This is a genomic window from uncultured Flavobacterium sp., from assembly GCF_951805225.1.
Taxonomy (GTDB): domain Bacteria; phylum Bacteroidota; class Bacteroidia; order Flavobacteriales; family Flavobacteriaceae; genus Flavobacterium.
The window spans coordinates 2,008,462-2,029,891 of the sequence record NZ_OX638201.1 but is presented as its reverse complement, the minus strand read 5'-3'; the positions used below and the strand labels follow the sequence as shown (position 1 = coordinate 2,029,891).

The following is a 21,430-nucleotide window of genomic DNA, read 5'->3' as shown; positions in this document are numbered from 1 at the left end:
TAATGGTTATTAGTTTTGCTCTTTTTTCTTTTTGTCGTACCAATTTTGCATAATATAAAAAGCTTTCTTTTTTTGACCATCATTTGAGATCAGACCTTTTCTATTATATTCGTCCTGAATTCCTGGAAGAAGCCTTCTCGGAGATCTGAAATCTACCAGAATCCACGGACTTAAACCGCTAAGATGAGGTATTTTTTCGATCATTTTCAAATTCTGAATGTACAAGTATTCCTGAAATTCTTCTGTCCAGCGCTCATTTTTTTCTCCGTGTAATCCTGCTTTGGCATCGCCTCCAAATTCTGAAACAATAACAGGTTTATTATATTTAGTTTTCCAAAATATTTTTTCGGCATCTTCAAGATTTCCGCCATACCAACCTAAATATTGATTGAAAGCAATAATGTCCAGATAATCACCAATTGCATCATTTATAGTTCCAAATCCTGCGCTGTCACTTTGCGTCAATAAAGCCGCACTGATTAATCTTGTATTGTCTAAAGATTTGGTATGATCGACTAAATTTTTAATAAAAGCATTTCTCGCATCAGATATTGGAGTTTCATTTGCCATTGACCAAATAATAATACAAGCTCTATTTTTATCTCTCGTAATTGCTGCTGTCAATTGATCTTCGGCATTTTTGTAAGTAGCTTCTCTTGTAAATTCAACCGTCCAATAAACCGGAATTTCCTCCCAAACCATCAATCCCATTTTATCAGCCGTTCTGATAATGTTTTCGTTATGCGGATAATGCGCCAAACGAACATAATTACAACCCAATTCTTTAGCCCAGTTTAGCAAACGTAAAGCATCTTCTTCAGAATTTGCACGTCCGCCTTTTGCGTTTTCTTCGTGAATCGAAATTCCGCGTAAGAAGATTGGTTTTCCGTTCAATAAAATTTTGTCTTCCTGAGTTTCGATAGTTCTAAAGCCAATATTATCTTTTAATTTTTCTCCATTAAAATCAATAGTTACATCATATAATTTTGGATTTTCAGGAGACCAATAAGAGATTTTTTTCCCCGGAATTTCAAAGTTTACAATTCCGTCAGCACCAACTTTTCCTTTATAATTAATTTTCAATTCAGGAATAGAAATCGTTACTACATTCAATGCAGAATTAGAATTATTGATTTTAACAAAACCCGAAATCAAACCCGAATTTCCCTTTTTTAGCTGAATATTATAATCCTCAACAAACGATTCATTTTCTTCAATTAAAGTCACATCGCGCGTGATTCCGCCATAATTCCACCAATCTGTATTAATCGTAGGAACATCTTCTTTATGTCTTGTATTATCTACCTTAATAACCAGATAATTATCTTTTGGTTTTACAATCGAAGTAACTTCATAATTAAAAGGCGTAAAACCACCAATATGAGTTCCAAGTTTTTTTCCATTCAAATAAACATCAGCCTTATAATTAATTGCTCCTAAATAAACAAAAAGGCGTTTTTTAGCTTTCAAATCATAATCAAAAGATTTCTTGAACCAAACATTTCCTTCATAATACTTAAGCTCCGGAACTTGCGAAGTCCAATCCCCCGGAATATTTATTTTCGGAGATTTATCAAAATCATATTCTACCAATTCCTGCTTGTTAACCGCATGATAATTATTGAAATAAGCAGCATTTGATGGTTTTGCCTGTTTATCATATTCATCATGGTGAAAGCTGTAAAATCCCGTTTCATAAGGATCAACAATATAATTCCAAACCCCGTTTAAAGAAGTTGTATGTCGATTTGGGACATTAGAAATCAGACTTTGATTTTGCGCAAATCCAAAAAGTGATAACGCTAGGAATAATGTGGTTATTAGTTTTTTCATTAGTAAAATTGTTTTTGTTGTATTATATAAATTTGGGACGTTTTTAACCGCAAAGTCCGCGAAGATTTTACGCAAAGTTCGCAAAGTTTAAAAAAAGCTTTGCGAACTTTGCGTTTTTCACTTGGCGCCCTTTGCGGTTAAATTTATTGTTCAATCTTCAAATATTCCCCTTTAAAACTCTGATTCAAAGCCGTCATTTCAATTGGAACACCAGAACCATCAGGAACAACTTCAATTGAAGCCTTTCCATTTGCCATTTTAATCGATTCACTTCCGGTTGGAGTACCTTGATTTTTCATGGTTTTTCCACCTTTCAAGCATTGAAAATAAACACTTTCTTCATAATCCAGACAACGCAAATTACCATTATCAATTGCAATTGCTGTGACCAGATAATTGCCATTTTTTAATTTCTGAGCTGATAATTGTAAAGAAGTCGCCGTATCATTTTTCTTAAAGCGATAATTAACCTTCAAAGTATCCGAAACCTTTTTGCCATCTTTAGTCTCACCAACGGCAATTAGCGTATTTTCTCCCTTTAAAAAATTCACGTCCCAAGTTAAACCATTTGCAGGATATAGAGAAAGATTTCTTTGTTTTTCTCCAAGAGATTTTCCTTCATGATAAAGCGTAACCTTCTCACAATTACTGAAAACGCTCAAAGTTCTCGGAGTATTTTCAGGTCCTTGTCGCTCCGTCCAGGTATGCGATTCGATGTAAGTAAAAGGTTCTTTGCTCCAATAACTTTTAAAAACATAATAAGCATCTTTCGGATTTCCGTTTCTGTCGACAAGACCTTTTTGATTCATGTACGGAATGTCATCTTCTGGGCGTAATGGCGTTGCAAAATCCTTAAACGCCCACTGAATGTTACCCACAAACATCGGGTCGTTCTCGGATATATGCAAATGCCAATCGAATAAATCAACGATATAATTCTCGCTCCAATCGCCAATTTGCGCAATATTCGCGACTTTGGTCTGAACAATTGCTTCTTCCCAACCTTCAGCTTTTATGATATTTTCACCAGTAACTGGATTTTCGCTGTGACGCCCAACGTGACTATCGCCGCCATATTCAGCGTGAATAAAATGTTTGTATTCTTTTTTATAAACGTCAATTGCTTTTTGGTAGCTTTTATAACTTCCTGAATACCAGCCAGACCAAATAGAAGGAGAGAACACATCGACAATTTGCGAACCTTCATAATACTTTCTAATCGCTGTTTTTCGATTTGGATCCATTTTGTGTGCAATGTCGTTTAGTTCCGTCAAGAATACATTCGTCTTTTCGGTATTATCGCCATCAGGAAAATCAGGAAGCCAGTTCATTTCATTTCCAAGAGACCAAATAATAATACTTGGATGATTGTAATTTTGATTGATGATTTCGACCAACATATTTTTAGTATTCGTTTGCCAAAGTTCATCACCAATTCCACCGCGACACCAAGGCAATTCATCCCAAACCAAAAGACCAAGTTCATCACAAGCTTTGTAGATTTCAGGATCTTGCGGATAATGCGCCAAGCGAACAAAATTTGCGCCCATACTTTTTATCGATTCCATATCGGCACGATGCTGTGCATTGCTCATTGCAGCGCCAACTCCCGCTTGTTCTTCATGTCTGTGTGTACCACGAATCAGCAATCTTTTTCCGTTAAGGTAAAAAGGACCATGATCTTTAAACTCAAACCATCTAAAACCTACTTTTTCGGTAATACTATCTTTGATTTGTTTTTTCTCCGATAAAAAAGCCGTAACCGAATATAGATTTGGTTTTTCAGTATCCCAAAGTTCCGGATTTTTGATGTTTTCGAATTTAATAGTTGACGTTTTATCCGAAACAGAAATCGTTTTACTAGCTACTTTTTTTCCTTTCGGATTTTTAAGAATCACCGTTAAGGATAAAGCAGTATTTTCAGGATTTACAACAGAAGCCAAAATGTTTACCGAAGCCGTTTTTGCCGAAACCTGAGGCGTTGTAATCTTCAAATTATCGATATGGTTTTTGTATTGAGATACAAACCAAACATCCCTAGTAATCCCGCCATAAATAAAGAAATCACTTTTTTGAGACGGAATAATTTCGATATCATAACTATTGTCAACACGTACAAAAATATCGTTGTTTCCTTCGTTAATAAAGTTTGTAATATCAATGGTAAAACCAATATAACCACCAATATGTCCGCCGGCTTCTTTACCATTTACATAAACTTTGGTTGTTACATTCGATCCTTCAAAATAGAGAGAATAACGTTGGTTTTTATCAATTTTCGGAATATTTAATTGCTTAGAATACCAGCTTGCATCACGTCTGTAACCCGGATTTAAATCCGTTGCATCTTCGGCATTCCAAGTGTGAGGTAAATTTAAAGATGTCCAGTTTGTAGCTTTTTTGGCTTCGTTTAGGCTCGAAGTATTATTTTCTAAATAATGCCAATTGTCATTGATATTCATTTTTGCCTGAGCAAAAATGCTGCTCAGACAAATTTGAAAAAAAAACAAAAGCGCAAAAGTATAAAATGTATTGTTGTAGAGGTATAGTATTTTTTTCATTGCGTATAATTAGGTTCAAAGGCTCAAAGTAACAAAGGTGCAAAGGAGCAAAAGACTTAGAGGCTAAAAACCTTTGTCGCTTTGTACCTCTGAACCTCTGTACCTTAATATTTACTTTTTCTTAAAATTGCTTCCAAAAAATAATAATCGGCATAAATAATAGGTTCGTCAATTTCGTCATGTTTTGGCCAGTTTCCGGTGCTGTGATCCAGAATAAAAGGCGCTTTTACATCGATACTCAAAACATATTTATCAGAACTTAAAGAGTTGATTATTTTATCGGCAAAAGCCAAATAACTTTTATTGTTTGTATAGCTGTAAAGTTCATATAATGCCGAAGCCATAACAGCCGCAGCAGAAGCATCACGTGGCGAATTTGGAATACTTGGATCTTTAAAATCCCAATACGGAATTCCATCTTCCGGCAGGTTTTTATTGGTCATAAAGAATTTTGCAGTTGCTTCGGCTTGTTTTAAATAAGCGGGATCTTTGGTATATCTGTACGACATTGTAAAACCATAAACCGCCCAACCTTGCCCGCGTGCCCAAACCGAATCATCATTATAACCCTGAAGCGTTGTTTTCTTTCTCACAGTTCCCGTTTTTGGATCATAATCGATTACGTGATAACAGCTATTGTCTTCTCTAAACTGGTTTTTCAATGTCGTATTGGCGTGTTTTACAGCAATATCATGATACTTTTGATTTCCGGATAATTTTGAAGCTTCAAAAAGCAATTCCAGATTCATCATATTGTCTATAATAACAGGATAATCCCAGATTTCCTTATTGAAATCCCAAGAACGAATTGAACCTACTTTTGCATCAAAACGTGTACATAATGTTTCGGCACCTTTAATGATAACGTCTTTGTATTCTTGCTTGTTTTCCACTTTTAGCGCTTCACCAAAACTGCAAAACACTTTGAAACCAACGTCGTGCGAATTACTATTTACACTTTCCTTTTTGCTAAATGGAGTCCATTTTTCAGCTTGTGTTTTGTATTTATGATCGCCCGTAAGACGATACAATTGCCATAAGTTTCCGGCAAAAAATCCGCTTGTCCAGTCTCTCGAAGGAACTTTCTTGATCAAATTGCTTTTAATCGTCATACTTCTTGGCATCGACATAGAATCAACCGGATAATCCAGTAACATTTTGTATCTGGTTTCCAGAAGACTATTTGTGGTTGTCGAGGTAACTTTTGTTGAAGAATTAATTCCGGATTTGCACGCTGTTGTCAGCAGTGCAAACCCAAGAATTAAAGAAATGAAACTAACTTTATTCATACTTACTAATTAATCTAATGTTGTTGTTGTTTTAAATTAAAAATTGAGAATTAAAAATTAAAAATCTGTGAAAGAGTAATAGCTATGCGTTTAGTATTTCATGCAGATTTTATCCACATTTTTGTCATTTCGACGGAGGAGAAATCTCCACAAGTAGCTCGACAAAGATTGGCGATTTAGCAGACGGAGTTTCGAGTCAAAACGATCACAGATTTTTAATTTTTAATTCTAAATTTTTAATTTGCTTTAATAACCCGGATTATTCGGTTTTAAATTAGGATTGATCGCCAATTCAGTTCCCGGTAACGGAAATAAATAATCCTTATTCGGATTAAAATTTGCGTGCGGTTCTAATCCATTTGGACCAAAAACTTCAGGTCCGTTTTGCAATCTTTTAATGTCGTACCATCTGATATATTCAAAAGCAAATTCTAATCTTCTTTCGTCAATAACCATTTTTCTAAAATCAGATTGCGACATTCCAGCCGTTACATTTGCAGGAAACGAAACTTGTTTTCCTGCTTTATTTCTAGCTCTTGCGCGTACTCGGTTTACATAACCATCAGCTTCGGCAGTTCCCGGAGTGATTTCGTTTAGAGCTTCGGCAGCGGTTAACAATACTTCTGCAAAACGCATTGTGATATAATTGTGCTGAGAAGTTCTTCCGTTAGCACCCGCTTTTCCTGGAAAACGATAGTATTTTGCAATATGCGGACGTGGCGCTTTTTCATTATCACTTGAAGGGAAAATTTTTAATTCGCCACCTACTTTTTTTCTAATAATAGTATCAAAACTCACGGCACGTCTGTAATCTCTTTGATCCCAAGTATTAAAGGCTTTTAAAGAAGGAACAGCAACCGAAAATCCTTGTCCGTAACTGTAACTTTCGTCTTTAAGAGAACCTGTAAAAAATGCAGTATAATCTTGTCCGTAGTTTCCTGATACTAAGTTATTAAAATCAATTGTAAACAAAGGTTCTTTTAGCGAAGCTGTTTTTGTAGCATTAAATAAATCCTGAAAATCTGCGTCTAATCCTAAACCAAATTTAGCTTCGTTATTGATTACGTATTTTGCTTCGTCATAAGCTTTTTGGTAGTTTTTCAAAGTCAAATAAACCGATGCTAAATAACCCGCCGCAGTACCTTTTCCAGGAACAGCTTTTACTTTTGGTTTATCTTCAAGCCATTGTTTTGCAAATTCTAAATCGGAAATAATTTTAAGATAAACATCAGCTTCTTTAGTTCTTTTAAGAGAATTTACCTGAGAAACATCGTTCACAATAAAATCAATATAAGGAACATCACCAAAGATTCTCACCAAATGATAATAGGTAAAAGCTCTTGCAAAATAAGCCTGAGCGACAATTGCGTTTATTTTTGCAGGATCTCCCGGAGTTTTTTTAGCGCCTTCAATTGCCTGATTTGCAGCCGTAATAATCACATACGATTGAGGCCAAAAGTTAGCAACAAGCGCATTAGTATCATTCATATTCATGTCATTGACATCGATTCTGGCAGCCTGAGTTGTTCTGTCGCCAATATCGGCCATATCGTCGCGAAGCATTAACGCAATCGTAAATTCTCTTCCCCAGTAATTATTGTGGGCAATATTGGCAAAACTTCCGTTTACAGCAGCTTGTAAGTCATCTGTATTCTTAAAAAAGTTTTCAGGACGAATAATTCCAACCGGATGTTCTTCAAGATCAGAACAGCCAAAAGTCATTATTCCAAAACAAAATAAAGCTATATATTTTTTCATGTTATTATTTTTTAGGTATTTGGTGTAATAATTCTAACGCATAGAAGCATAGCTTTTAGAAACGCTGAATAAGGCGTTTCACTTGCATTAATCATCATAGCATTTTGCGTATAACTATGTGTGAAAACTAGTTTTTTAAATTTCCTCTTTTTGAAAAAGAAAAATCTATGTTTCTATGTGTTTAAGATCATTTTCAAACTAAAATTTTAAATTAAATCCAAAAGTGAAAGTTCTCACATTTGGGTAACTTCCGTACTCTAAACCTAAGTTCGTGTTACTTCTCGCATTAGTATCATTCAGGTAATTTCCTTCAGGATCAGAACCCGGATAATCTGTAATTGTCCAAAGATTTTGTGCACTGATGTAGAAACGAACTTTACTCAATCCAATTTTCGAAACAATTTTTTCACTTAAACTATATCCTATAGAAACGTTTTTCAAACGGATATAACTTCCATCATAAACAAATCTTGACGTAACCCTTTTTGTTCTTGCAGCATTTGCCGGAACATTTGTATCCGTGTGCGTTGGCGTCCATGCGTCTAAAACTTCTGTAGTTGCATTGTTATTTCCTGAAGCCAATTCCATTAAAGTATAATTCATGATTTGGTTTCCTTCAGAACCTTGGAAGAAAATATTTAAATCAAGATTTTTATAAGTGAAATCATTGTTTAAACCAAAGATGAAATCAGGATTCGGGTTACCAATAATCGTTTTATCATTAGAATCTAATTTTCCGTTACCATCGACATCTCTGAATTTTTCACCGCCAGCAACAGTTTCAAAGTTCCCCGGAAGAACCGCTTCACCTTGCTGAATTACACCATCATAAATAAATCCGAAGAAAGCACCAACTGGCTGACCAACTCTCAAAATCTGAGAATCTGTCGCAAGGAAATGTCCAGGCGTTGAGTTGATTAAAAGATCTTTATTATCGGCTAATTTTAATACTTTGTTTTTATTCGAAGAAATGTTGAAACTTGTTGACCAAGTGAAATCAGCACCAATAAAGTTTTTAGAATTAATACCCAATTCCCAACCTTTATTTTCTAATTCTCCAACATTTTGAAGCTGAGAAGCAATTCCTGAAACTCCAGGTAAAGGTCTGTTAAACAATAAATCTTTAGTAATTGTTTTGTAATAATCTGCCGTAAGACTTACTCTGTTATCAAACAAACCTAAGTCAATTCCGTAATCTTGCTGATAAGACGTTTCCCATTTTAGGTTCGGATTATTCAATGAAGTCAATTGAACCGCATTTACAATTACGTCACCACTTACATCATAAATCTCAGAGAATCTTGACAAAGTAGAGTAGGCACCAATCGAAGGATTTCCTGTTGCACCATAACTCGCTCTCAATTTAAGATTCGAAATCGTTTTGTTGTCTTTCAGGAAATTTTCTTTACCAATATTCCAACCAATCGCTCCAGAAGGGAAAGTTCCGTATTTGTAGTTTTCACTAAAGCTTGAAGAACCGTCACGACGCGCTGTAAACGTAAATAAATATTTATCGTCATAATCAAAATTCAACCTTCCAAAAGCCGAAATTAATTCTGTTTCAGATAAGTTAGAATCCGGTTTTAAGAATACAGTTCCTGCGCCTAAATTGCGATACGAATTGGTATTCGTCAAAAATCCTCTTGAAGCAGCGTAAGAACTTTCGTTTTTGTTCTTTTGATAAGAATAACCTCCAAGAACCGTCAAGATTCCTCTGGCAATAATTTCTTTTTTATACGTAAGATAATTTTCCGTTAAGAACGAAGAAAATCTCGTATTGTTAACAGAAGCTTCACCTTTGATATTTTTTCCGGCAATTAAAGTTGAAGGAATAAAACGACCAGTTTGAGAATTATTATCGGTTAAACCTAAAGTAGTTTTAAAATCTAAATCCTTAGTAATTTTATATTGTGCAAAGAAATTAGATCTGTTTACGATCGAAACCGTTTCAAGAATATTTTCCATTGCAGTTGCATATGGATTATCGATATCATCCCCAATTGGAGCCGTTGTAGTATAAGTTCCGTCAGTATTATAAATTCCTTTATCAGGCATAAATCTGTACGCAGCCGCAATTACACCCGCAGCACCAGTTCCTCCAGCGCCAGTTTGGCTAATGATTCCGTCTTTGTTTTGCTTACTTTGAAACAAATTCAAACCAACTTTAAAACGATCAGACAAATCAGCTTCAAGATTACTTACAATTGTGTATTTGTCAATTCCTGAATTTATTACAACCCCGTTTTGATTAAAGTAGTTTCCGGAAACATAATATCTCACATTCTCAGAACCTCCGGAAAACGAAAGCGAAGTATTCGAAATCATTCCTTCACGATAAATTACATCTTGCCAATCCGTGTTTGCTCCGCCCGAAGTATGCGTTGTAAAACTTTTTCTATACGCTACAAATTGATCTCCGTCTAATAAATCCAATTTATGGTTTACAGATTGTACCGAAGTTGAATTGCTAAATTCGATAACCGGTTTTCCAGGTTTTCCTTTTTTGGTCGTAACCATAATAACCCCGTTTGAACCTCTTGATCCGTAAATAGCCGTTGCAGATGCATCTTTAAGAACCTCGATAGAAGCAATATCCTGAGGCGCCGGCATTGCAACGCCCGCAAAACCATCGACAACAATAAGTGCATCACCACTTGCATTGATCGACGTTCCGCCACGAACCCTGATTTTTACCGGAGCGCCCGGTTCGCCACCATTATTAGATTGCACTGAAACCCCCGCTGCACGACCTTGCAAAGCTTGCTCTGCATTTAATAATGGATAGGCCGTAAGTTCTTTTGCCGTAACCGAAGACACAGATCCCGTGATATCGCTCTTTTTACGTGTACCGTAACCTACAACAATTACTTCGTCAAGATTTTTAGTATCCGGTTTTAAGCTTATGTTCACGACAGTTTTATTGCCTACAAGAACTTCTACAGTTTGATATCCTACGAAGTTAAAAACTAAAACAGCATTTTTTTCAGATATAAAAACGCTATAATTTCCATCCATATCCGCAGTAGCGCCCACAGACGAGCCTTTAACATATACATTGGCACCAGGAAGTCCGAGTAAATCCTCGCTCGAAGTAACTTTTCCAGTCACTTTTCTTTCCTGTGCTTCTACAATAATACTTCCCAGTAAAAAGACTACCAGAAAGCACCATTTAAGCGACTTAATTTTTTGGTTTGTAAACATTCATTTTTTGGTTTAAGGTTAATGTTAGATAAAATAAAAAAGCAATAAACTCATTCCTATTATCAGCGCCACAAACAGAATTTGAAGCAATACGAATTTTGTTTTTTTGAATTTCATAAGGCAAATGTATATTTCGAAAACGATATAGAAATACAAAAAAGGGTATCTAAAAATACAGATACCCTTTTTTAAGCCTTGAAAACAGTGGATTTTTTAAAATACCGACATTGGTTTCGAAAATTTGTCAGCAAATTGTGATGGAGTTTCTCCGTATCTTTTTTGGAAACATTTGCTAAAGTATTTCGGATTGTTAAAACCAACTTTATAACTCACTTCAGAGACATTCAATTTATTTTGTTCTAATAATTGAGCCGCACGTTTTAATCTAATTTCATGAATAAATTCGTTTGGCGTATAATTTGTCCAGGCTTTAATTTTTAAGAATAACATCGTACGACTTACACCCAATTCTGAACAGAAAAACGGAATATCAAATAACTCGTTTGAGATATTATCCTCTACAATCTTAAATGCTTTTTTCAATAATTCTTCATCCAGAGACGAAACCGTGATTTCTGACGGAATAAAACTGTCTTCACTTGAAAATTTAAGTTTCAATCTTTCAGCCGAATTCAATAGGTTTTTAACTCGAAGTTTAAATTCCATTAAATTAAAAGGTTTACTGATATAATCATCGGCGCCACTTTCAAGACCTTCAAATTTATAGACTAATGAAGATCTCGAAGTCAATAAAATCACCGGAATATGACTCGTTTTGATATTCTCTTTTATCATAGAACAAAGTTTTGTTCCCACCATTTCAGGCATAATAACATCGCTGATAATTAAATTCGGCATAAATTGCAATGCTTTTTCCAATGCCACTTTTCCGTTTTCAGCCTCGATAATATTGTACTCTTTTTTGAGTAAATTTTTCATAAAAGTTCTCAAAACCTTATGATCTTCAACAATCAGAATCGTTTGTTTTTCGGCATTAACAACAAGATCATCAATGTCTTCATGATTTGTTATTTCCGGAGTTTCAAGTTGAGCCGTATATTGCGCAATGTCATCACTGATTTTAAAATCCTGAATAATTTCACTATCCAAAAGATGCGCGCGACCCAACGGAAGCGTTACTTTAAAAATAACACCTTCCGATTTTTTATTAATCACATCGATGCTTCCTTTATGAAGTTTTACGATATTTTTGACAATTGATAATCCAATTCCCGTTCCTTTATTATAATTCTTTTGAACATTATTGTGTAGCGGAACTTCAAAGAATAAATCGAAAATTTTATCGATATGTTCCTCCGCAATTCCAACTCCCGAATCTTCTACATTTATAAAAAGATTTTCGTGATCGTGATTTATTTTGATGTTAATATTTCCGCCTTTTGGAGTGTATCTAAAAGCGTTTGAAATCAAATTATAAAAAACACGTTCTAATTTATAACGATCAAAATAAACCAGTATTTCCTCTTCAGATGATTCAAAAGTGTACGTATAACCGCCATCTTTGGCATATTCGATAAAAGACAAAAAGATTTCTTTAGTGAATTTTACAATATTTCCGTTAGCAGATTCCAGCGCAACCTGATCGTTTTCGAGTTTCCTGAAATCCATCAAACGATTAATCAGACTCAAAAGATGATTCGCACTTCCTTCAATAACCAACAGCTTTTTGTACATTTCGTTCGTTCCGTTATAATCGGCCAAAATTTGTTGCAACGGACCTAAAATCAAAGTCAAAGGCGTTCTGAATTCATGCGAAATATTGGTGAAAAAGTCCAGTTTTGCTCTGTTATTTTCTTCGATACGTTTCGTTTCAAGATATTCTAATTCCAGTTTTTGTTTCAGACTAGCTTTCGATTTCATAATCCAGATTAAACCGTATAATCCCAAACCTATTACAATTCCGTAGAATAAAAATGCCCAAATACTGCGCCACGGAGCAGGTTTTACAATCACTGTCAAAGTAGTCGGAACCTTATTCCAAACGCCGTCGTTGTTGGCGCCTTTTACCTCAAAAGTATAAGTTCCCGGATTCTGAATTGCAAATATTGCCTCTGTATTTTTGGTCGTTGTCCAGTTGTTTTCCAATCCTGTCAAACGATAACTGTATTGATTATTTTTGGATCGAATGTAATTTGGAATCGCAAAATTGATCGAGAAATTAGATTTGTCATAATCCAGCGTAATCGTTTTGGTATAACCAATGCTTTTCTCCAGAATTTGCGTAGTATCGTTGGCACGAACCGTTTGATTTTTAATCTTCAAATCAGTAATTAAAACCTGCGGAGCATATTGATTTAAAGATATTTTCTTGGCATCAAAATAAGTTGCTCCAGACGGGCTTCCGAAATAAAATTTATTCGAATCTAATTTTAAAGCCGCATTATCATTGAATTCATTGCTTGCTAAACCGTCTTTCTGATCATAAAGTACAATCGTTTTTTGAGTCGTACTGTATTTTATAATTCCCTGATTAGTACTAATCCAAAGCTTTTTTTCGGCATCTTCAAGAATAGAATGTATCGAAGTAATAATCGTGTTTCCAACTTTGAGATTGATTTTGTTGAATTTTTTTCCATCAAAATAATGCAATCCTTTAGCTTTCGTTCCAACCCAAATTTTATTTTGACTGTCCTTAAACAAAGTCAGAATATCATCGCCGGACAAAGCCGAAGCATCAAAAAAGTAATGTTTTATAGTATAATTATTATGCTGAAAATCTTTTAGCGAAATGCAATTAAGTCCGTTTTGAGTTCCAATCCAAAGTTTGTCTTTGTCGACCAAAATAGTTCGAACGATATTATTCGTCAGAAAATTGGCAGAAGTTGGATCGTTTCCAATTACCTGAAAAGTCTTGGCAATAGTATTATATCGAATCAAACCTTTGCCAAAAGTTCCAATCCATAAAACCCCGTTTCCTTCTGTTTTAAGAGAATAAACGCCGCTTTCTTTCAATAAATTACTTAATTCCGGAGCAATTCGGTTGTCTTCAATTCTTTTAGAAATCACATTGTAAGCCGATAATCCTTTAGAGAAAGTTCCAATCCAGAGAATATTATCTTCAGAAAGGCACATTGATTTAATGTCGTTTTTATTCGTTTGAAACGTTTTACTGTTTATATAATTTACAGCTTCGGTATTTGTATTATAGATGGTAATTCCGCCGCCTTCAGTTCCAAAATAAACATTATGATTTTTGTCGGTAATAATAGAACTCACGACATCAAAACTCATCGGAATCTTTTTGGAATTCTGATTATAATTCGAAAAATTCACATTGGAAACATCCCAAATATTCACGCCTTTATAATAACAGCCAATCCAAACCGAACCTTTTTTATCAATAAATACCGATTTTACTTTGTCAATTCCGCTGTTATTATTGCTGTTGTTTATTTTTTGAATGCTTTTATCTTTACCTAAAATATAGATTCCATCATAAGCTCCAACCCACAAAGAACCTTGATTATCAAAAGCCAAAGCGCGAATATCAGTGCTGATTTCTTTATAATTAGATTCAGATAAAAAAGAAACAAACTTGTTCGCCGATTTATCAAATTTCAGAAGTCCTTTGTTTTTACTTCCAATCCATAAATTTCCCAGATTATCTTCCTTAATTGATTGAATATTTAGGAGATCAGTAGTATTTAGCGGATAATTTTTAAAAGAAAATTTATCGTTTTTTCGGCTTGAAAGTTGACATAAACCTTTAGTTGTTCCAATCCAGATTTCTCCTTTTTTAGATTTTACGATGCTGGTAATATTATTACTCGGCAAAGTCGAATTATCTGTATCCGAATGAAAAACAGAAGTAAATAACCCTGTTTTTTTATTATAAATCGACAATCCTTTTGAAGTTCCAAACCACATTTCGCCGCCAATTTCCTTGATTGCCCAAATAGCATTTCCGCTTATCGTATGATTAGTTTTGTTGTGCAGATATCTTTTGAAAGTATTCGTAACCGGATTGTAACAATTAAGTCCGTTGTAAGTTCCAACCCATAATTGACCTAAATTATCTTCTTCAATCGATAAAATATCATTGTTGCTAATTGAGGTTTTGTCCGTAACATCATTTCTAAAAACCGTGAATCTGCTTCCGTCATATTTATTGAGTCCGTCGCGCGTACCAAACCACATTTGCCCAAATTTATCCTGATGAATGGCAATAACAGAACTCTGCGAAAGCCCGTCAGTAGTGGAGATATTTTTTAGCCGATATTTATTTTGGGAAAATGTATTCCCCGAAACAAATAGCAAAACCAGAAAAGCAATTTTATATTTCATAGCTTTTTTTTTAAGGTGCAAAGGTTCAGAGTTGAAGGTTCAAAGGTTTTTTCGCCACGAATTCACGAATTTTTATAATCATTACGCACAATCATTTGTGAATTCGTAATTAATTTTGCCAGAGATTATAAAGGTTTTTTTCGCCACGAATTCACGAATTTTTTATAATCATTACGCGCAATCATTCGTGAATTCGTGGCTATTTAAAGCATAGTAATTAATTTTTTTAATCTGTGAAATCTGTGGCAAAAAACTTTGCGACTTCGCGTCTTTGCGAGATTATCTTTTCAACCGCTTTTTCAATTGATAATCATACAACGAAGGAACTTTATCCATTGCCGTATTTAGAAACTCAATATAAGCGTCAGGTTCATATTTTACTTCGTATTTAACATTTCCGTTCACGCCGATAATTCGGGCAAAAGGACCATCTTTCATTCCGTAAAGTAAAACAGGTTTTGTGTTATCAGATTGTTTTTCAATCTGAACATTCAGATTCCAAAAAGTGCTGAAAGGTCCGTGAGACGGTTTCCAATAATCAGCACCGCCGCCGCCAAATAAGGCGTAACTATTATTTTTATCCGGCGTAAAATGCACGGTAATATTGTCGAATAAATTTTGATGATTAGCTCCCGAATGTTGATCTAAAAGCGGATCAGCAAATATTTCACAATTCTGATACACATTTTTAGTCGCAAAAGTGTTGAAACTTAACGGATGAACAGCTTTATTATAAATCTTTAAATTCTTAACCAAAACATTGTGAACACCGCCCAAAGTAACCGTATAATGCGCCATATGATTTCCATCAGTCACAATATCCTGAATCATTACATTCGAAATTTCTTCGCCCAAAATTCCGCTGTCAGCATTGGTAATCGTAACATCTTTGACCCAACTATTAAAAACGCGCGTTAAAAATATGGCATTATTTCCCGGTTCAACATGATGTGCCACTCTTGGAATATCCGGAAAAGTAAAGCGAATATGCTCAATTCCAACCTCATTCAAATGTTTCCATTCAACCAATTGCGCCTGATAACTTGGCTTTATCGAAATTGTCAAAGGCGTTTTGATAGTAATTTTAGAACCTGAAATTTTAGTGATTTCAACTTGTTGTCTTACGATTGGAAGTTTTGGAAATTTCCAATGATGAGAACCCGGTTTTACATTGGCACCTTTGTATAAATCTTTGATGATTTCGCCATTTTCACCGTCTTTATTAAACAATTGAAGTTCTACAATATCGCCAACTTTTAAACCTTTAATTTCCGAAACCGTAATTATATGTTCGCCCATATTTCCTACGCTTACTTTGGCAAGAATATTTGGTACAGGTTCGTATTTATCCAAATAAGATTTTACACGTTCACCCGGAATCTGCGTCCAGATAAATCCACCAGACCAAGCATATTGAGAAAAAGGCAAATCGATATTATTTTCAGATTCGCGTTGTCTTTTATCAAACGTGGTTAAATATTCTCTCAATTCGGCCAATGATTCCGGATTTTGGAGATACATCATTGGTCTTGGAAAATAAATTTCAGTTCCGTTTTCACCAGAACCAGTTCCGCGAAGTACAAAATTGCTTCTTTCGATATAAATAATATCACTCAGAATAATTTTCCCGGCAGGCAATTGCAAAATCACATTTCCTTCAACTGCATTTGCTGCTTTTACGGCTTTCAATAAAGCTTTAGAATCATCTAAACCATCATTAGCTTTTACGCCAAAATCCACTGCATTTATAATCTTTCCGTCAATTTCAGGAAGTTGGCTTTCGCCGAAATGATATCCCGCATAACTAAAATCAGGAAGATAATTAGTGACAGGTTTTTGCATAAGAATTTTAGGCAATTCCTGCCCAATAACATTCATACTAATGAAAAGGCTATAGATAATAAGGGCTTGACGTTTCATGTTTGAGTTTTTTTTAAGAGAATTATTGCCCTCGGATTTGGCGGGTTGAACTGGTTTGCACGGATTTTTTTAATCTTTGTCAAAGTTTTAAACTTTGACAAAGATGTTGCGCAATGACAACCAGCGAAAACCCGTTCAACCCGTAAAATCCGTGGGCAAAAACATTACAAATCTGTAATCAGTTTATATTTAGGAACCAATGTTTTCATAATACTCCAAGCCACTAAATAAGCCAAAGCGCAAAGCACAAACATGATGGTGTATCCGGTTTCGATATGACCTAAACCTTCGTAATAATCAAATAAAGCACCGCCTAGTTTCGACACCAAAACACCGCCAAGTCCGCCCGCCATTCCGCCAATTCCAATAATAGAACCAATCGCTTTTTTAGGGAACATGTCTGAAACTGTGGTGAAAATATTAGCCGACCAAGCCTGATGTGCAGAAGCTCCAACACCAATTAATAAGACCGGAATCCAAAAACTGATATAACCCAAAGGCTGCGCAAGAAGCACAAACAAAGGGAAAAGCGCAATAATAAGCATCGCTTTCATTCGGGCTTCATAAGGATTGTGACCTTTGTTGATGAAATACATGGGAAAATATCCGCCGTAAATACTACCAACCATTGTCATACTATATAAAACGGCTAACGGAATCGTAATTTCGGTTTTTTCCATTCCAAATTGTGCTTCAAGATATTTTGGCAACCAGAATAAAAAGAACCACCAAATTCCATCCGTCAGGAATTTTCCAATTGCAAAAGCCCAGGTTTGTTTATAGCTTAAAAGTTTAAGCCACGAGATTTTTTCAGGTTTTAAATTTTCTGCTGAACTTTCTTCAATAGCTTCTTCTTCAAAGATATAAGCAAGTTCTGAAGCCGACATTCTTTTTTGGTTTCTTGGTTTTTCATACAAAACATACCAGAAAAACATCCATATAAAACCAATTGCTCCAATGATTATAAAAGCCATTTGCCAACCCCAATGTACAGCAATCCAAGGCACGGTTAATGGAGCTAAAATTGCTCCAACATTTGAACCCGAATTAAATATTCCGGTTGCCAGAGAACGTTCTTTTTTAGGGAAATATTCGGCTGTAGCTTTTATCGCAGCGGGAAAATTTCCTGATTCTCCAAAGCCCAGAAAAGCTCGCGAAATCATGAAACCGGCAATCGAAACCGGAACAGCTCCAATACCAAGCCAAACTAATAAGTTGTTAAAAGTATTCCCAATCGGGATTGCGTATGCGTGCATAATCGCGCCAATTGACCAAATGAAAATGGCTAGAATATAGCCTAATTTCGTGCCTAATTTGTCTATTAATCGTCCTGCAAATAACATCGAAAGCGCATAAATAAACTGAAAAACGGCTGTTATATTAGCATAATCGGTATTACTCCAATTAAATTCTTCAGAAAGGCTGGGAGCCAGTAAACTCAGGACTTGTCTGTCCAGATAATTAACTGTAGTAGCAAAGAAAAGTAGCCCGCAGATGGTCCAGCGGTACCTTCCGATTGATTCGGTTTTGATAGTCATGATAGTTAGTTAAGAGCATTTTGTTTTTAAATGGTAAAAGTTTGGGGTGGTTATAAAAAAGCTGTTTTCTGAACTTTTTTCCTCAAACGGTAATCTTTATTTTTATAAATTATATTAACAGATTAAAAAATGAAATCTGCTTAATCTGCAAAATCTGCGAGAGCAAAAACATTTTTATTCTTTAAAATTAAAATAACGTTCAGCATTCTCGCTGCAGATATTTTTGACCAATTCACCAATCAAATTAATATCATTTGGCAATTGACCATTTTCGACTTCATTTCCTAAAATATTACATAAAATTCGGCGGAAATATTCATGACGCGGAAAAGACAAAAAACTTCTCGAATCCGTAACCATACCAACAAATCGGCTTAATAAACCAAAATTCGAAAGCACATTTAATTGTTTTTCCATTCCGTCTTTTTGGTCTAAAAACCACCACGCAGCGCCATATTGCATTTTCCCCGGAATTAGATCATCATTAAAATTCGCAGCCATAGAAGCAAAAACTTCATTATCACGCGGATTCAAATTATAGACAATAGTTTTTGTCAATCCATTTGCAGAATTTAATTTATCAAAGAAACCACTTATATTATCAGCCATATTTAAATCGCCAATTGAGTCAAATCCCTGATCTGGACCTAATAATTGCATCATTTTGCTATTATTATTTCTGATTGCACCTACGTGAAATTGTTGCGCCCAAGACCTTTTATGATTCATCAAAGCAATCTCAAAAAGTACCGCCGATTTGAATTTTTCGATTTCAATAACACTCAATTCCGAAACATTTAATCCTTTCTTAAAGATTGATTCTATTTCAGATTCGGTATAAGTTGAGGCATAGAATTTAATATGTCCGTGATCCGAAATTCGGCAACCCATTTCATGAAAAAAGTCATGTCTTAATCCGATTGCTTTTATAAAATCAGCATAATCTTTTATAGAAAAACCAACAGCAGTTTCCAATTTCTGAACCCAGTTTACAAAGAGTTGTCCTTTTTCGATTTCAGTCGCTTTATCAGGTCTGAAAGAAGGCAAAACCAAAATTTCGAATTGATCGTCACGAAGTTTTTGATGGAATTGTAAGTCATCAGTAGGATCATCAGTTGTTCCTACAACTTTGACATTCATTTTTCTAAGTAAATTTTTGACACTGAATTCAGGCTTTTTTAGCAATTCATTACAAGAATTATAAATTTCTTTTGCCGTTTCTTTATTTAATAATAAATCAATTCCAAAATAACGTTTCAATTCCAAATGTGACCAATGATATAAAGGATTTCGCAAAGTATGAGGCAAAGTTTCAGCCCATTTCTCAAACTTCTCAAAATCTGAAGCGTCTCCCGTAATGTATTTTTCAGAAACTCCATTAGCGCGCATCGCTCTCCATTTATAGTGATCGCCTTCAATCCAAATCTCCGTAATCGTCGAAAACTGACGATCTTCGGCAATATCTTTTGGAGACAAATGACAATGATAATCTATGATAGGTTGTGCTTTGGCAAAGTTGTGATACAAGGAAACCGCTGTTTTATTATACAACAGAAAATCCTCAGTAATAAATTTATTTTCAGACATAAAATATTTTTTTGAGCACTATTTAGAAATATTTGAACACGAATTCCACAGATTTGCACTAATTCTAATGATTAACTTAGTTTGTGAAATTAATTACACGAACAGAATTAGTGATAATTCGTGCAATTCGTGTTAATATCCCGACAACAGTATTTTATAAGCTTTTTTTAATTCCCATTTCAAGACCTCTTAACTCAGCCAAACCTCTTAAACGTCCAATCGCCGAATATCCCGGATTTGTCTTTTTGTTCAAATCATCCAGCATTTGGTGGCCGTGATCCGGACGCATTGGCAACGAACTATTATTTCTTTTTTCGACTTCAATAATCGCTTTTACAACTTCATACATATCGACATCGCCTTCAAGATGATTCGCTTCAAAAAAACTGCCTTCTTCGTCTCTTTCCGTACTTCTCAGGTGAATAAAGTTCATTTTATCGCCGTGACGTCTCACAATTCCGGGTAAATCATTATCTGCTCTTACGCCGTATGAACCTGTACACATCGTAAATCCGTTCGATTTTGAATCGGCAGCAGCCATTAATTCTATTAAATCTTCCTCAGTACTTACAACTCTTGGCAAACCCAAAATAGGATAGGGCGGATCGTCAGGATGAATCGCCATCAAAACGCCTTTGCTTTCTGCAACTGGAATAATTTCTTTCAAAAAGAAGAAAAGATTTCGCTTCAAAGTCGCTCTGTCAATATGATTATATCCGCTTAAAGTCACCAGAAAATCTTCTACCGAATACGCTTCTTCAGCACCCGGAAGTCCTGCCAAAATGTTTTGCTGTAACTTCACTTTATCAGCGTCAGTCATGGTTTCAAAATAGCTTTTTGCCTTTTGAATTTGCGTTTGCGAATATTCATTTTCGGCTCCTGGTCTTTTCAAAATATACAATTCAAAAGCTGCAAATGCATTAATATCAAAGCGTAAAGCCTTTGAACCGTCAGCAACTTCATAAGCCAAATCAGTTCTGGACCAATCAAGAACCGGCATGAAATTATAGCAAATGCATTTGATTCCGCACAAAGCCAGATTCCGAATACTTTCTTTATAATTTTCGATGTATTCCAGATAATTTCCCGTTTGTTTTTTGATGTCTTCATGAACCGGAATACTTTCTACAACCGACCATGTCAAACCCGAAGCCCCTTTTTTCGGATCTCCGTTTTCATGTTCAATTTCAACTTTTCGCTTGATAATTTCATCAATACTCCAAACTTCTCCATTCGGAATGTGATGCAATGCCGTTACGATTCCGGTTGCGCCAGTTTGCAGAATATCTTGTAAAGAAACAGGATCATTTGGTCCGAACCATCTTAATGTTTGTTCCATTTTTTGACTTATTTTTTGTGTTGCAAGGTTTTCAAAACCTTATAGATATTATGATATTTTTTTTATTAATAATGTTAAGGAGCTATTTCCCGCTATCCG

10 protein-coding genes are annotated in these 21,430 nt (G+C 35.1%); all 10 read right to left on the bottom strand.

Features of this window, described 5'->3' with window-relative positions:
- Positions 1-9: 9 nt before the first annotated feature.
- A complete protein-coding gene (locus tag WN975_RS08400) occupies positions 10-1,833 on the bottom strand; it encodes a glycoside hydrolase family 2 TIM barrel-domain containing protein (RefSeq protein WP_337966136.1) in 1,824 nt (607 codons plus the stop codon).
- A 143-nt stretch (positions 1,834-1,976) separates the two neighbouring features.
- On the bottom strand, positions 1,977-4,394 hold the full coding sequence (locus WN975_RS08395; protein WP_337966135.1) for a glycoside hydrolase family 2 TIM barrel-domain containing protein: 2,418 nt from the start codon (positions 4,392-4,394) through the stop codon (positions 1,977-1,979).
- A 104-nt stretch (positions 4,395-4,498) separates the two neighbouring features.
- On the bottom strand, positions 4,499-5,683 hold the full coding sequence (locus tag WN975_RS08390) for a glycoside hydrolase family 88 protein (protein WP_337966134.1): 1,185 nt from the start codon (positions 5,681-5,683) through the stop codon (positions 4,499-4,501).
- Between the two features lie 246 nt (positions 5,684-5,929).
- Positions 5,930-7,441 (bottom strand): RagB/SusD family nutrient uptake outer membrane protein, encoded by a 1,512-nt coding sequence (locus WN975_RS08385; RefSeq protein WP_337966133.1) that lies wholly within the window; start codon positions 7,439-7,441, stop codon positions 5,930-5,932.
- A gap of 198 nt (positions 7,442-7,639) precedes the next feature.
- Complete coding sequence (locus WN975_RS08380) at positions 7,640-10,642, bottom strand: TonB-dependent receptor (protein ID WP_337966132.1); 3,003 nt, start codon at positions 10,640-10,642, stop codon at positions 7,640-7,642.
- Between the two features lie 213 nt (positions 10,643-10,855).
- The gene (locus WN975_RS08375; protein ID WP_337966131.1) at positions 10,856-14,947 is read right to left on the bottom strand and encodes a two-component regulator propeller domain-containing protein; all 4,092 of its coding nucleotides are present in this window, start codon (positions 14,945-14,947) and stop codon (positions 10,856-10,858) included.
- A gap of 279 nt (positions 14,948-15,226) precedes the next feature.
- On the bottom strand, positions 15,227-16,867 hold the full coding sequence (locus WN975_RS08370; RefSeq protein ID WP_337966130.1) for a DUF4955 domain-containing protein: 1,641 nt from the start codon (positions 16,865-16,867) through the stop codon (positions 15,227-15,229).
- A gap of 164 nt (positions 16,868-17,031) precedes the next feature.
- On the bottom strand, positions 17,032-18,405 hold the full coding sequence (locus WN975_RS08365; RefSeq protein WP_337966129.1) for an MFS transporter: 1,374 nt from the start codon (positions 18,403-18,405) through the stop codon (positions 17,032-17,034).
- Between the two features lie 174 nt (positions 18,406-18,579).
- On the bottom strand, positions 18,580-19,992 hold the full coding sequence (gene uxaC, locus WN975_RS08360) for a glucuronate isomerase (RefSeq protein WP_337966128.1): 1,413 nt from the start codon (positions 19,990-19,992) through the stop codon (positions 18,580-18,582).
- A gap of 154 nt (positions 19,993-20,146) precedes the next feature.
- Positions 20,147-21,331 (bottom strand): mannonate dehydratase, encoded by a 1,185-nt coding sequence (gene uxuA, locus WN975_RS08355; protein ID WP_337966127.1) that lies wholly within the window; start codon positions 21,329-21,331, stop codon positions 20,147-20,149.
- Positions 21,332-21,430: the final 99 nt, after the last annotated feature.

Bases quoted from the DNA above. Each gene is read 5' to 3' on its own strand.
- WN975_RS08400 (WP_337966136.1), bottom strand. From the start codon at position 1,833: ATGAAAAAACTAATAACCACATTATTCCTAGCGTTATCACTTTTTGGA.
- WN975_RS08395 (WP_337966135.1), bottom strand. From the start codon at position 4,394: ATGAAAAAAATACTATACCTCTACAACAATACATTTTATACTTTTGCG.
- WN975_RS08390 (WP_337966134.1), bottom strand. From the start codon at position 5,683: ATGAATAAAGTTAGTTTCATTTCTTTAATTCTTGGGTTTGCACTGCTG.
- WN975_RS08385 (WP_337966133.1), bottom strand. From the start codon at position 7,441: ATGAAAAAATATATAGCTTTATTTTGTTTTGGAATAATGACTTTTGGC.
- WN975_RS08380 (WP_337966132.1), bottom strand. From the start codon at position 10,642: ATGTTTACAAACCAAAAAATTAAGTCGCTTAAATGGTGCTTTCTGGTA.
- WN975_RS08375 (WP_337966131.1), bottom strand. From the start codon at position 14,947: ATGAAATATAAAATTGCTTTTCTGGTTTTGCTATTTGTTTCGGGGAAT.
- WN975_RS08370 (WP_337966130.1), bottom strand. From the start codon at position 16,867: ATGAAACGTCAAGCCCTTATTATCTATAGCCTTTTCATTAGTATGAAT.
- WN975_RS08365 (WP_337966129.1), bottom strand. From the start codon at position 18,405: ATGACTATCAAAACCGAATCAATCGGAAGGTACCGCTGGACCATCTGC.
- uxaC (WP_337966128.1), bottom strand. From the start codon at position 19,992: ATGTCTGAAAATAAATTTATTACTGAGGATTTTCTGTTGTATAATAAA.
- uxuA (WP_337966127.1), bottom strand. From the start codon at position 21,331: ATGGAACAAACATTAAGATGGTTCGGACCAAATGATCCTGTTTCTTTA.